The organism is Pseudomonas sp. A0308 (genome assembly GCF_044218815.1).
Taxonomy (GTDB): Bacteria; Pseudomonadota; Gammaproteobacteria; order Pseudomonadales; family Pseudomonadaceae; genus Aquipseudomonas; species Aquipseudomonas iridis.
This window is the reverse complement of sequence record NZ_CP162581.1, coordinates 2,493,687-2,508,356: the sequence shown is the minus strand read 5'-3', so window position 1 is coordinate 2,508,356 and position 14,670 is coordinate 2,493,687. Positions and strand designations below refer to the sequence as shown.

At 57.9% G+C, this 14,670-nt stretch carries 5 protein-coding genes and 2 rRNA genes; all 7 read left to right on the top strand.

All coding sequences use genetic code 11. From position 1 onward, the window contains the following. The first annotated feature begins 140 nt into the window (after positions 1-140). Positions 141-3,034, top strand: a 23S ribosomal RNA gene (locus tag AB4P92_RS11665). A 156-nt stretch (positions 3,035-3,190) separates the two neighbouring features. After that, positions 3,191-3,306: ribosomal RNA gene (gene rrf / locus AB4P92_RS11660) — 5S ribosomal RNA — on the top strand. Between the two features lie 154 nt (positions 3,307-3,460). Next, positions 3,461-6,913, top strand: a complete 3,453-nt coding sequence (gene recC, locus AB4P92_RS11655; protein WP_395599401.1) for an exodeoxyribonuclease V subunit gamma — start codon at positions 3,461-3,463, stop codon at positions 6,911-6,913. Further along, complete coding sequence (gene recB / locus AB4P92_RS11650) at positions 6,910-10,599, top strand: exodeoxyribonuclease V subunit beta (protein WP_395599400.1); 3,690 nt, start codon at positions 6,910-6,912, stop codon at positions 10,597-10,599. Before recC ends, recB begins: the two co-directional genes overlap by 4 nt. After that, positions 10,596-12,704: an exodeoxyribonuclease V subunit alpha gene (gene recD / locus AB4P92_RS11645; protein WP_261736802.1), complete on the top strand. Its 2,109-nt coding sequence runs from the start codon at positions 10,596-10,598 to the stop codon at positions 12,702-12,704. Before recB ends, recD begins: the two co-directional genes overlap by 4 nt. 119 nt (positions 12,705-12,823) lie before the next feature. Beyond that, positions 12,824-13,399 carry a YfiR family protein gene (locus tag AB4P92_RS11640; protein ID WP_042557537.1) on the top strand — a complete coding sequence of 192 codons (576 nt, stop codon included), beginning with the start codon at positions 12,824-12,826 and terminating at the stop codon, positions 13,397-13,399. After that, positions 13,396-14,664: a diguanylate cyclase domain-containing protein gene (locus tag AB4P92_RS11635; protein ID WP_261736801.1), complete on the top strand. Its 1,269-nt coding sequence runs from the start codon at positions 13,396-13,398 to the stop codon at positions 14,662-14,664. The genes AB4P92_RS11640 and AB4P92_RS11635 overlap by 4 nt, the downstream gene beginning before the upstream one ends. Positions 14,665-14,670 lie beyond the last annotated feature (6 nt).

The following is a 14,670-nucleotide window of genomic DNA, read 5'->3' as shown; positions in this document are numbered from 1 at the left end:
ATAGAAAGATAGACTGAACGTTACTTTCACTGGTAACGGATCAGGCTAAGGTAAAATTTGTGAGTTACTCTGAATTGAGTATTATCGAATTTTCGGCGAATGTCGTCTTCACAGTATAACCAGATTGCTTGGGGTTATATGGTCAAGTGAAGAAGCGCATACGGTGGATGCCTTGGCAGTCAGAGGCGATGAAAGACGTGGTAGCCTGCGAAAAGCTTCGGGGAGTCGGCAAACAGACTTTGATCCGGAGATGTCTGAATGGGGGAACCCAGCCATCATAAGATGGTTATCTTGTACTGAATACATAGGTGCAAGAGGCGAACCAGGGGAACTGAAACATCTAAGTACCCTGAGGAAAAGAAATCAACCGAGATTCCCTTAGTAGTGGCGAGCGAACGGGGACTAGCCCTTAAGTGGCTTTGAGATTAGCGGAACGCTCTGGAAAGTGCGGCCATAGTGGGTGATAGCCCTGTACGCGAAAATCTCTTAGTCATGAAATCGAGTAGGACGGAGCACGAGAAACTTTGTCTGAATATGGGGGGACCATCCTCCAAGGCTAAATACTACTGACTGACCGATAGTGAACTAGTACCGTGAGGGAAAGGCGAAAAGAACCCCGGAGAGGGGAGTGAAATAGATCCTGAAACCGTATGCGTACAAGCAGTGGGAGCAGACTTTGTTCTGTGACTGCGTACCTTTTGTATAATGGGTCAGCGACTTATTTTCAGTGGCGAGCTTAACCGAATAGGGGAGGCGTAGCGAAAGCGAGTCTTAATAGGGCGTCTAGTCGCTGGGAATAGACCCGAAACCGGGCGATCTATCCATGGGCAGGTTGAAGGTTGGGTAACACTAACTGGAGGACCGAACCGACTACCGTTGAAAAGTTAGCGGATGACCTGTGGATCGGAGTGAAAGGCTAATCAAGCTCGGAGATAGCTGGTTCTCCTCGAAAGCTATTTAGGTAGCGCCTCATGTATCACTGTAGGGGGTAGAGCACTGTTTCGGCTAGGGGGTCATCCCGACTTACCAAACCGATGCAAACTCCGAATACCTACAAGTGCCGAGCATGGGAGACACACGGCGGGTGCTAACGTCCGTCGTGAAAAGGGAAACAACCCAGACCGTCAGCTAAGGTCCCAAAGTTATGGTTAAGTGGGAAACGATGTGGGAAGGCTTAGACAGCTAGGAGGTTGGCTTAGAAGCAGCCACCCTTTAAAGAAAGCGTAATAGCTCACTAGTCGAGTCGGCCTGCGCGGAAGATGTAACGGGGCTCAAACCATACACCGAAGCTACGGGTATCATCTTAGGATGATGCGGTAGAGGAGCGTTCTGTAAGCCTGTGAAGGTGAGTTGAGAAGCTTGCTGGAGGTATCAGAAGTGCGAATGCTGACATGAGTAACGACAATGGGTGTGAAAAACACCCACGCCGAAAGACCAAGGTTTCCTGCGCAACGTTAATCGACGCAGGGTTAGTCGGTCCCTAAGGCGAGGCTGAAAAGCGTAGTCGATGGAAAACAGGTTAATATTCCTGTACTTCTGGTTATTGCGATGGAGGGACGGAGAAGGCTAGGCCAGCTTGGCGTTGGTTGTCCAAGTTTAAGGTGGTAGGCTGGAATCTTAGGTAAATCCGGGATTCTAAGGCCGAGAGCTGATGACGAGTGTTCTTTTAGAACACGAAGTGGTTGATGCCATGCTTCCAAGAAAAGCTTCTAAGCTTCAGGTAACCAGGAACCGTACCCCAAACCGACACAGGTGGTTGGGTAGAGAATACCAAGGCGCTTGAGAGAACTCGGGTGAAGGAACTAGGCAAAATGGCACCGTAACTTCGGGAGAAGGTGCGCCGGTGAGGGTGAAGGACTTGCTCCGTAAGCTCATGCCGGTCGAAGATACCAGGCCGCTGCGACTGTTTATTAAAAACACAGCACTCTGCAAACACGAAAGTGGACGTATAGGGTGTGACGCCTGCCCGGTGCCGGAAGGTTAATTGATGGGGTTAGCTAACGCGAAGCTCTTGATCGAAGCCCCGGTAAACGGCGGCCGTAACTATAACGGTCCTAAGGTAGCGAAATTCCTTGTCGGGTAAGTTCCGACCTGCACGAATGGCGTAACGATGGCGGCGCTGTCTCCACCCGAGACTCAGTGAAATTGAAATCGCTGTGAAGATGCAGTGTATCCGCGGCTAGACGGAAAGACCCCGTGAACCTTTACTATAGCTTTGCACTGGACTTTGAATTTGCTTGTGTAGGATAGGTGGGAGGCTTTGAAGCGTGGACGCCAGTTCGCGTGGAGCCAACCTTGAAATACCACCCTGGCAACTTTGAGGTTCTAACTCAGGTCCGTTATCCGGATCGAGGACAGTGTATGGTGGGTAGTTTGACTGGGGCGGTCTCCTCCTAAAGAGTAACGGAGGAGTACGAAGGTGCGCTCAGACCGGTCGGAAATCGGTCGTAGAGTATAAAGGCAAAAGCGCGCTTGACTGCGAGACAGACACGTCGAGCAGGTACGAAAGTAGGTCTTAGTGATCCGGTGGTTCTGTATGGAAGGGCCATCGCTCAACGGATAAAAGGTACTCCGGGGATAACAGGCTGATACCGCCCAAGAGTTCATATCGACGGCGGTGTTTGGCACCTCGATGTCGGCTCATCACATCCTGGGGCTGAAGCCGGTCCCAAGGGTATGGCTGTTCGCCATTTAAAGTGGTACGCGAGCTGGGTTTAGAACGTCGTGAGACAGTTCGGTCCCTATCTGCCGTGGACGTTTGAGATTTGAGAGGGGCTGCTCCTAGTACGAGAGGACCGGAGTGGACGAACCTCTGGTGTTCCGGTTGTCACGCCAGTGGCATTGCCGGGTAGCTATGTTCGGGAAAGATAACCGCTGAAAGCATCTAAGCGGGAAACTTGCCTCAAGATGAGATCTCACTGGAACCTTGAGTTCCCTGAAGGGCCGTCGAAGACTACGACGTTGATAGGTTGGGTGTGTAAGCGCTGTGAGGCGTTGAGCTAACCAATACTAATTGCCCGTGAGGCTTGACCATATAACACCCAAGCAATTTGACTACTCGAAAGAGCATCAGATTGCGGTGTGTGAAGACGAAACGAACCGAAAGTTCGATGTTCACAAACACCGAAAGCTGTCACATACCCAATTTGCTGAAGCGAGGCCATCTGGCCACGACTCAGTACCCGAATTTCTTGACGACCATAGAGCGTTGGAACCACCTGATCCCATCCCGAACTCAGCAGTGAAACGATGCATCGCCGATGGTAGTGTGGGGTTTCCCCATGTGAGAGTAGGTCATCGTCAAGATTAAATTCCGAAACCCCAATTGCGAAAGCAGTTGGGGTTTTGTTTTGCCCGCAGGAAAGTTCTTACAGCATTCACGGACCTCGTCCGGCTGTCATAGCCTGTCGACAATGCTAAGGTTCTGACCTGGTTTTCGTACTTTTCCAAGGAAGTCTTTATGCCGGACGCCCAGTCCCTCAACGCTGCATTCATGGTGGTTCAGAGCAATAGCCTGGACGAACTGCGCAGCTTGGTGGTCAGCATCATGCGGCGCTATCCGCTGGCTCCCCTGGAGAACGAAATTGCGTTGGTGCAGAGTAACGGCATCGCCCAATGGCTAAAGCTGGCCCTGGCTGAAGATCCAGAAGAAGACGACCTCGGTGGTTGCGGCATCGCCGCAGCGATTGATGTGCAACTGCCCGGTAGCTTTATGTGGCAGCTCTATCGCATGGTTTTGGGGCGAGAAGAAATTCCGGCCAAATCCCTGCTCGATAAAGCGCCACTAACCTGGCGCCTCATGCGTTTGCTACCCCAGGTCATCGACCGTGCGCATTTCGAGCCGCTGCAACGCTTCCTTACCCACGACACTGACTTGCGCAAGCGCTATCAATTGTCTGAGCGTCTAGCGGATCTTTTCGACCAATATCAGGTGTATCGGGCTGACTGGCTTGAGGATTGGGCCGAAGGGCGGCATCAATTACGAAATGTCAGAGGCGAGGTAAAACCTTTGCCCGCTACCAGCTGCTGGCAAGCCGAATTGTGGCGTGCACTACTGAATGACGTGGGGGAACAAGGCATGGCGCAGAGTCGCGCCGGCGTTCACCAGCGATTCATCGAGCGGATCAACAACCTTGCGATAGCTCCTGCAGGACTGCCATCGCGAGTGATTGTTTTCGGGATTTCGTCGTTACCGGCCCAGGTCCTTGAGGCGCTGGCCGGACTCGCGCGTTTCAGCCAGGTTCTGTTGTGTGTACATAACCCTTGCCGTCACCACTGGGCCGATATCGTCGCCGACAAGGATTTGTTGCGTCACCAATACAAGCGACAGTCCCGCAAAAGCGGAATGCCCGTCGTGCTGGATCCCGAAACACTGCACCAGCATGCCCATCCATTATTGGCAGCATGGGGTAAGCAAGGTCGTGACTACATCAACCTGCTCGACAGTTACGACGATCCCAACAGCTACCGCGCCGTATTTCGCGACGGTCGCATTGACCTGTTCAGTGAATCTGAGCCACACAATCTGCTCAATCAACTTCAGGACGATATCCTGGAGCTGCGTCCACTCAACGAGACCCGCGAGCACTGGCCTGCTGTTGATCTGAATGAAGACGATTCGATCCGTTTTCACATTGCCCACAGCGCTCAGCGCGAAGTGGAAATCCTGCATGACCAGCTACTGGCGCGCTTCAGTGCCAATCCGAATCTGCGCCCTCGCGATGTGATCGTAATGGTGCCGGATGTCGACAGTTATGCACCGCATATACGCGCGGTGTTTGGTCAACTCGACAGGTATGACCCACGCTTCATTCCCTTCACATTGGCAGATCAGGGGCAGCGTGGCCGCGACCCATTACTGATCGCGGTCGAGCACCTGCTCAAGCTGCCGGACAGTCGTTTCCCCGTCAGCGAAATCCTCGACCTGCTCGACGTTCCGGCGTTACGTGCCCGGTTCGGCGTAGAAGAGCGGGACCTGCCAACACTGCATCGCTGGATCGAAGGGGCGGGCGTCCGCTGGGGGATGAACGCCGAGCAGCGTGCCGGGCTCGGGCTGCCAGACGAACTTGAACAGAACAGCTGGCATTTTGGCCTGCGCCGAATGCTCTTGGGTTACGCCGTCGGTACCGCCAATGCCTGCTCTGGGATTGAGCCGTATGATGAAATCGGCGGCCTGGATGCCGCATTGATCGGGCCGTTGGTAGCGTTGCTCGATGCTCTGGAACTCGCCCATCAGCAGCTCACACAAGCGGCTCAACCCAAAGAGTGGGGGCAGCGACTCCAAGCGCTTATGCAACTGTTCTTCAACGCCAGTAATGAACATGACGACTACTTGCTTACCCAACTGGAAGAGCTTCGTGAAACCTGGCTGGAGACCTGTGAGACGGTAGGTCTGGTAGATGAGCTGCCGCTGACTGTCGTCCGTGAAGCCTGGCTCGCTGGCCTGGATCAGGGCCGTTTGTCTCAGCGCTTCCTGGCCGGTGCGGTGAACTTTTGTACGTTGATGCCGATGCGCGCCATTCCCTTTAAGCTGGTTTGTTTGTTGGGGATGAACGACGGCGATTACCCCCGTGCGCAACCCCCGCTGGATTTCGATCTGATGGGCAGCGACTACCGCCCTGGAGACCGCTCGCGGCGTGAAGATGACCGCTATCTGTTGCTCGAGGCGCTCCTGTCAGCACGTGATCAGCTTTATATCAGTTGGGTCGGCCGCAGCATTCGCGACAACAGTGAGCGACCGGCGTCGGTGTTGATTGGCCAGTTACGTGATCACCTCGCCAGCGGCTGGCGATTGATCGACGAAAGCCAGGATCTGTTAGGCGCCATGACCGAAGAGCATCCGCTGCAGCCGTTCAGTGCGCGCTATTTCCATGAAGGCGATCAACTGTTCAGCTATGCCAGTGAGTGGCAGGTGTTGCATCAACAGCATGCGCCCCAGATCCACGCAGAATTGCTCACGCCTTATGTTCAGGAAGAACCTCTGAGCCTGGCCCTGCTACAGGATTTCCTGCGTAACCCGACACGACATTTTTTTACCCAACGACTCAAGGTGTATTTCGAAGCCGCCGAAGCTCCGCTGGCCGATGAAGAACCTTTTGTGCTGGACGCATTGCAGCGCTATACGCTCAGCGACAGCCTGCTCGAAGCTGCCCTCAGACAACCGGACAATATCGATCAGGCACTTGAGGCTCAGGCTCGACGCCTGCAAAACAGCGGATTGTTGCCCATGGCCGGTTTTGGCGAATGCCTGCAGCGGGAACTGATCGAACCGCTCCCCGACCTGTTGCAACGTTATCAACAGCTACTGACGTTGTGGCCGACACCGATGACCAGCGCCATCCCGGTCAATCTCGATTTTCAGGGTTTGCGGCTTGAAGGCTGGCTCGCAGGCCTGCATCAGCGCGCTGATGGTGGCTTGTTAGCAGTCACGACCATTCCCAACAGCATTGGCTCGATCAAAAGTCGTAAGTGGCATCGGCTGACCAAACCGTGGGTCAATCATCTTGCCGCCTGCGCCAGCGGACTTTCACTGACCACGGCATTGGTCGCCAGTGACGACACATTGCTGCTGGAGCCGATGGAGCAAGCCCGCGCGTTTAGCCTCCTTGGCGATTTACTCCTCGCCTGGCAGGCCGGCATGCGCCAACCATTGCCGGTTGCGGTGAAGACCGCATTCGCCTGGTTGTCGCAGACCGATCCGGTCAAAGCTGACGCTGCGGCCCGTAAAGCCTACGAGGGTGACGGGCAGACCAGCGAGGGTGAGCGCCGTGAAAGCCCTGCGTTGTCCCGACAATTTGCCGACTTCGACGCATTACTCGCGGATGAGACGTTCTCCGGTTGGTGCGACACCCTGTACCGCCCCCTGCATGAAGCCCCTTGGCGTTCATTGTCCAGCGAAGGCCCCCGCTCATGAGCACGAAGACACCGCTGGCCCTGGCATTTCCGCTGCGTGGCAGCCAGTTAATCGAAGCGAGTGCCGGTACCGGCAAAACCTTCACCATTTCTGCGCTCTATCTGCGGCTCATCCTCGGGCACGGCGGTGAGTTGAGCGGGTTTGCCCGCGAGTTGTTGCCTCCGCAGATCCTCGTGGTGACGTTCACCGACGCGGCGACCAAAGAGCTGCGCGAGCGAATTCGTACGCGGCTGGCCGAGGCGGCGAGGTTTTTTCGCGACGAGACCCCGGCCCCTGACGGATTGATCGCTGACCTGCGCGATCAGTTCGATCCTCAGCAATGGCCCGGCTGTGCCAATCGCCTCGATATCGCTGCGCAATGGATGGATGAAGCCGCCGTCTCGACCATCCACAGCTGGTGTCAGCGCATGCTGCGCGAGCATGCGTTCGACAGCGGCAGCCTGTTCACTCAATCCCTGGAAACCGATCACAGCGATTTGCTCGGTGAAGTGCTGCGCGATTACTGGCGGCTGTTCTGTTACCCGATGCAGGGGGATGCGCTGAATTGGGTTCGTAGCAACTGGGGTGGACCTGCAGCGTTGCTACCCCGAGTGCGCGGACTGTTCGCCAGCGAGCGCGACAGCGACGAAGGCAAGGCACCCGCTCAGCTTATCGAGGAGTGTTTGCAGGAGCGCCGCTCGGCATTGATCGAGTTGAAGATGCCTTGGCGTCAATGGGCGGGCGAGTTGCTCGCCATCTGTCATCAAGGCGTTGCCAGCAAGACTGTGGATGGTCGCAAGATGCAGGCGCGTTACTTTGAGCCCTGGTTCGAGAAGCTCAAGGCCTGGGCCGAAGACGAGTCTTTGGAGCAACTGGACATCGGCACCGGCTTCACCCGCCTGACCCCCTACGGCATGGCTGAAGCGTGGAAGGGGCCGGCCCCAAGTCACCCGGGTCTCGATGCTATGTCCGGGCTCAAATCGAGTCTTGATGCACTGCCAACGCCTGATGCCGCTGTCCTGCAACACGCCGCCAATTGGGTGGGCACACGCTTTGAAGAAGAGAAGCGCCGTCGTGCCGAGATGGGTTTTGACGACATGCTGCTACGCCTGGATGCCGCGCTGCAATCCGACGGCGGCGAGCGTCTGGCAACGTTGATCCGTGAGCAATTCCCGGTCGCGCTGATTGACGAGTTCCAGGACACCGACCCGGTGCAATACCGCATCTTCGAAAGCATCTATCGCATCGAAGACAACAACCCCGATACCGGTTTGTTTCTGATCGGCGATCCCAAGCAAGCGATTTACGCTTTTCGCGGTGCGGACATCTACACCTATTTGCGTGCCCGTCAGGCCACCACCGGCCGACTGCATACGCTGGGTACCAATTTCCGCTCCAGTCACGGCATGGTCAAAGCGGTCAACCATGTATTCGAGCGCGCCGAGTCCCGAGAGCTGGGACGCGGCGCGTTTTTGTTCCGGGAGAAAAACGGCGAGAACCCCGTGCCGTTTCAACCGGTGGAATCGCAAGGTCGTAAAGAGAAACTGCAGATTACCGGACAAGACATTGGCGCATTGAATGTCTGGCACTTGTCCACAGACCAACCGCTGTCGGGAGCGGTTTATCGGCAACAGTTGGCGGCCGCCTGTGCTAGCCAAATAACGGCATTGCTCAATGGCGGGCAAACCGGCAGTGCGGGGTTTGTTCAGGACGGTGAAGATTTCAGAGGGCTGCGGCCTTCGGACATCGCGATCCTCGTCCGCGACGGTAAAGAGGCTCAAGCGGTTCGCGGCGAGCTTGCCGCCCGCGGTGTGCGCAGCGTTTATCTGTCGGACAAGGATTCGGTGTTTGCGGCCCAAGAGGCCCACGACCTGCTGTCCTGGCTCAAAGCCTGCGCCGAGCCGGATGTCGAACGTTCGCTGAAAGCCGCGCTGGCCTGTATCACTCTGAACTTGCCACTGGCTGAACTGGAGCGGCTGAATCAGGACGAACTGGTTTGGGAAGCTCGAGTCATGCAGTTTCGTGGCTATCGCGAACTCTGGCGCAAGCAAGGCGTGCTGCCGATGTTGCGCCGCCTGCTTCACGACTTCCATTTGCCACAGACCTTGATGACACGCAGCGATGGCGAGCGGGTGCTGACCAACCTTCTTCACCTGTCCGAACTGATGCAACAGGCCGCCGCAGAGCTGGACGGTGAGCAAGCGCTGATCCGCCATTTGGCCGAGCTTCTGGCACTGTCGGGACAGGCCGGTGAAGAGCAGATCCTGCGCCTGGAAAGTGACGAGCAACTGGTCAAGGTCGTAACCATCCACAAGTCCAAAGGCCTTGAGTATCCGCTGGTGTTCCTGCCGTTCATCTGCTCGGCGAAACCCGTGGACGGTAGTCGATTGCCGCTGCATTACCACGACGCTACGGGCAAGGCTCAGGTGAGTCTCAAGCCGACCGTCGAGTTGATTGCGCAAGCGGACGAAGAGCGTCTCGCCGAAGATCTGCGTTTGCTCTATGTCGCCCTGACTCGTGCGCAACATGCCTGCTGGTTAGGCGTGACGGATCTCAAACGGGGCAATAACAACAGCTCGGTGCTGCACCTTTCTGCGCTGGGCTATCTGCTGGGGGGCGGTGCTTCTCTGGGTGAATCCAGTGGACTCAACCGGTGGTTGCAAGACCTGCGACAAGACTGCCCGGCTATCGACATCGGCGAAATGCCGCAACCCACCGACGAGCATTACCAACCTCCGCGCAATGAAGCCGTCCTCAGTGCCACGTTGCTGCCCAAGCGCAAGGCCAGTGAGAACTGGTGGATCGCGTCGTATAGCGCGCTGCGCATCAGTGATGTGCTGAGTGTCGGCAGCGATGAAGCACCGGACAGCCCGCAAGCACAAAAGCTTTTCGATGACGAACGCCTCGACCCGGATGCGCCGCGAGAAATCATAACCGGCGGCGCCGATATCCATCGCTTCCCCCGTGGCCCCAATCCGGGAACGTTTCTTCACGGTTTGCTGGAGTGGGCGGGTGATGACGGTTTCGCCGTCTCCCGCGAGGCGCTGGAGGACGCGATTGGCCGGCGCTGCAACCTGCGTGGCTGGGAAGGCTGGATCACCACCCTCAGTGACTGGTTGCAACACCTGCTCAAGTCGCCACTGCCAATCGCTGATGGGCGGCCACCGGTGATTCTCGAACAGCTGACACAGTACCGAGTCGAGATGGAATTCTGGTTCGCCAGCCATAAAGTCGACGTGCTGAAACTCGACGAACTGGTACGCCAATTCACCCACAACGGCGTGGCCCGGGTTGGCGCAGAGCCAGTGCAACTCAACGGCATGTTCAAAGGCTTCATCGACCTGACCTTTGAACATGATGGCCGCTATTACGTGGCCGACTACAAGTCCAACTGGCTGGGTGTGGACGATCTGGCCTACACCGAGCACGCCATGGAACAATCGATTCTGGACAACCGCTACGACCTGCAATACGTGTTGTATCTGTTGGCGTTGCATCGTCAGCTCAAGGCACGTTTGCCCGACTACGATTACGACCGGCATGTTGGCGGGGCGCTGTACCTGTTCTTGCGCGGCACTCGCTCAGACAGCCGCGGTGTGTACTTTGCCCGACCGCCTCGTGAGTTGATCGAGCGTCTCGACCGGATGTTCCAGGGCAAACCCGAACCCAAGGCCGAACCCGCATGGGAACAGGGAGTCCTGCTATGAGCCGCACGTTTGCCGATCTGTTGCCGACACCGCTGGCAGCCGACAGCCTGTCGAGACTTTCGCCCCTGACAAGCGCCGATGACTTGCTGTTGTTGCTCTCTCGTTGGGTCGAGCGTGGCTGGCTGCGTGCGCTGGACAAGGCATTCGTCGCATTTCTTCACGAGCTTGAGCCCGATACCGATCCGTTGGTGCTGCTCGCTGCAGCGCTGACCAGTCATCAACTCGGCCACGGTCATGTTTGTCTGGATTTGTTCGAAACCCTTAAAGCGCCTGACTTTGCGTTGTCGCTGCCACCCGAAGGCGACGTGCAAGGTGGCGTGTTGTTGCTGCCTTCACAATTGCTCGAAGCGCTTGATGGCGCGCATTGGTGCAAGGCGTTGGCGGGCAGTGGCCTGGTCGCGCTGGCAGCCGATACCCGCGAAGCCGCGCAGAATCGCCCACTGGTGCTGTCCGGAAAACGTTTATACCTGCGGCGCTACTGGGCTTACGAACGCCGCATCGATACGGCGTTGCGCCAGCGTCTCGTCCAGGGCGAGGCGACGCCGGATGACCTGCCGCAACGGCTCAATGAACTGTTCGGGTCGGCCAAAACCGATGAGGTGATCGACTGGCAGAAACTCGCCTGTGCCCTCGCTACCCGCGGTGCATTCAGTATCGTCACCGGTGGCCCGGGCACCGGCAAAACCACCACAGTGGTGCGCTTGCTCGCGTTGTTGCAAGCGCCAGCGGTGGAGGCTGGTCATCCGCTGCGAATTCGCTTGGCTGCACCGACAGGCAAAGCGGCTGCGCGATTGACCGAGTCCATCAGCCAACAAGTGCAATCGCTGAAAGTCGCCGAAGACGTACGCGCAAAAATCCCCTGCGACGTGACCACTGTGCACCGCTTGCTGGGCAGTCGTCCCGGTACGCGACACTTCCGCCACCATGCCGGCAACCGTTTACCGCTGGATGTGCTGGTGGTCGATGAAGCGTCGATGATCGACCTGGAAATGATGGCCAACCTGCTCGACGCCCTGCCGGCCCATGCACGTCTGGTGCTGCTGGGTGACAAGGATCAGTTGGCCTCGGTAGAGGCCGGCGCCGTGTTGGGGGATTTGTGCCGTGACGCCGAAAACGGTTGGTACAGCCCGCAGACTCGGCAATGGCTGGAGTCAGTCAGCGGTGAATCGTTGCAGGCCAGCGGCTTGCATGAGGACCTCGACGGCTCCCATCCGCTGGCGCAACAAGTGGTGATGTTGCGTCACTCCCGGCGCTTTGGCGAAGGCAGCGGTATCGGCCAGCTTGCACGCCGGGTCAATCAACAGTTGCCGGATGAGGCGCGTCAGTTGCTGGTGGCGGGGCAGTATGAGGATGTGTATTCGTTGCCGCTCAAGGGCGAGCACGATCTGCACCTCGAGCGACTCTTGCTTGAGGGCCATGGCGACGGACCGCAAGGCTATCGGCATTACCTGAAAGTGCTGCGTGATCAGCGCCCACCGCTCGACAGGCCGCTCGAACATCCGGACTGGATCAACTGGGCCCGCGAGGTCTTGCAGGCATTCGACACCTTCCAGCTGTTGTGTGCGGTGCGCAAGGGGCCGTGGGGTGTGGAGGGTTTGAACCAGCGCATCACCGCTGCATTGCTCAAGGCGCGACTGATCGACAACGACCAGCAATGGTACGAAGGTCGGCCAGTGCTGATGACCCGCAATGACTACGGTCTGGGCCTGATGAACGGTGACATTGGCATTGCCCTCAAACTGCCCGAGCGCGAAGGTCCTGCTGCCGGTAAACCGGTGCTGCGCGTGGCTTTTCCGCGCAACGATGGCCAGGGTGGCGTGCGCTTTGTGTTGCCGAGTCGTTTAAATGATGTCGAAACCGTCTACGCGATGACCGTACACAAGTCTCAAGGGTCGGAGTTCGCCCACACCGCATTGATCCTGCCGGACGCCTTGAACCCCGTGCTGACCAAGGAGCTGATCTATACCGGCATCACCCGGGCCAAGCATTGGTTCACCTTGATCGAACCGCGTGCCGGAGTTTTTGAAGAGGCCGTGCAGCGCAAAGTAAAACGCTTGAGCGGGTTGATGCTGGAACTGGAGGAGGGCACCGAGCCCCGGGGATGAAGGTTTCGTTGAATGAGGCTGACTATTGACCATCCGGTCAGGAGTCCGCGCCTCGCTGGTGATTCAGCGCTGTGCTATCGTTGCGGCATCATTCCGTTACGATCCAAGAGAATCCCTGCATGAAGGTGGCTGTCTGGGCGACAGAGCGCGTATTTCGCTGCAAGCACGCAGTGCTTGTCGGTCTGCTCTGTTTGCTGGCGGGCGCTGCCGTCGCGCAACCGCAAACGCCGCCCGGCATGGCCGAACAGCGGGCGCAGGCGGTCACCCAGGTTGTGCTGGGTATTCTCAGCTACGCACGCTGGCCGGTAGAGCCTGCGCAACTGCGCCTGTGCATCGTCGGCCCCACTGAATACACCGATGATCTGGTCAAGGGCACTACTCAGGCCACCGGCAGGCCAGTTGTCGTGCATCGTCTGCTGGCCGACAACCCGGCCATCGTCACCGAATGCGATGCGGTGTATATCGGCAAACTCACCGCAGATGAACGCAGTCGACTGTTCGCTTCGCTGACAGGGCACCCGGTGCTGAGCATCAGCGAGGGCGACGATCAGTGCACGGTCGGCAGTCTGTTCTGTCTGCGCGTCGGCGATGAGCAGGTGTCCTTCGAAGTCAATCTTGACTCTGTTGCCCGCAGTGGCGTGCGCATTCATCCAAGCGTGCTGCAGTTGTCACGCCGCAAATCGGCGGCACAATGAGACTGTTCAGATCCAATACGCGCCCAACGTTAGGCTCGGTTCTCGGCCGTGGGCACCTGACGGTCGCATTGGTGGCAGTGGCGATGGCCAGTGTTTCCCTGACCCTGCTGGGCGTTCTGGCGTTGCGGGTGTATGCCGATCACAACCTGCATTTGATCGCCCGTTCGATCAGCTACACCGTGGAAGCGGCGGTCGTGTTCAACGACAAGGCTGCCGCCACTGAGTCGCTGGCAATGATCGCATCGGCCGAAGAAGTGGCAGACGCTCAGGTGCTGGATGCCCGAGGTCAACTGCTCGCGCGATGGCAGCGACCGGAAACCGGTTTGATCTCTGAGTTGGAAATGCAACTCGCCCGGGCGATTCTGGAAAAGCCGATCGACTTGCCGATCACCCATCAGAATCGCGAGATCGGACGTGTTCTGCTCACCGGTCACGGCGGCAGTCTGATGCGGTTTCTGCTCAGCGGTCTGGCGGGGATCATTCTCTGTACTGCCATCAGCGCCTGGGTGGCGATCTATCTGGCGCGGCGACAATTGCGCGAGATCATCGGCCCGTTGCGCAGTCTGGCGACCGTGGCCCACGCCGCCCGTAGCGAACGAGCGCTGGATCGGCGCGTGCCGCCAGCGCAGATCGCCGAACTCGACAACCTCGGCAACGACTTCAACGCCTTGCTCGACGAACTGGAGTCGTGGCAAACCCATCTGAAAAGCGAAAACGAGACCCTGGCCCACCAGGCCAGTCACGACAGTCTTACCGGGTTGCCGAACCGCGCCTATTTCGAGGGCCGTTTGATTCGGGCCCTGCGCAATGCCGGCAAACTCAAGGAGCGCGTGGCTGTACTGTTTTTGGACAGCGACCGTTTCAAAGGCATCAACGATAACTTTGGCCATGCGGCCGGTGACGCGGTACTGGTGGCGGTTGCCAATCGGGTGCGCGCGCAATTGCGTGAAGAAGATTTGGTCGCGCGCCTGGGCGGGGACGAATTCGCTGTACTGCTCGCGCCTCTGCACAAGGTCGAAGACGCCGAACGCATCGCCGACAAGATTCTCGCGAGCATGGACATGCCGATCGCCCTGCCGGGTGACGCCAGCGTTGTGACGTCGCTCAGTATCGGCATCGCGGTTTACCCCGACCATGGCGTCACCCCCGGTGCGCTGCTCAACGCTGCCGACGCGGCGATGTATCAAGCCAAGCGCCTGTCGCGTGGCGCTCAATCCACGGCCGGGTCGGAGCACCCGGTCAGTCCCGTTCAAACCAGGAGCTAATTTCCG

Coding starts and splice junctions, on each gene's coding strand:
- recC (WP_395599401.1), top strand. CDS start 3,461: ATGCCGGACGCCCAGTCCCTCAACGCTGCATTCATGGTGGTTCAGAGC.
- AB4P92_RS11640 (WP_042557537.1), top strand. CDS start 12,824: ATGAAGGTGGCTGTCTGGGCGACAGAGCGCGTATTTCGCTGCAAGCAC.
- recB (WP_395599400.1), top strand. CDS start 6,910: ATGAGCACGAAGACACCGCTGGCCCTGGCATTTCCGCTGCGTGGCAGC.
- AB4P92_RS11635 (WP_261736801.1), top strand. CDS start 13,396: ATGAGACTGTTCAGATCCAATACGCGCCCAACGTTAGGCTCGGTTCTC.
- recD (WP_261736802.1), top strand. CDS start 10,596: ATGAGCCGCACGTTTGCCGATCTGTTGCCGACACCGCTGGCAGCCGAC.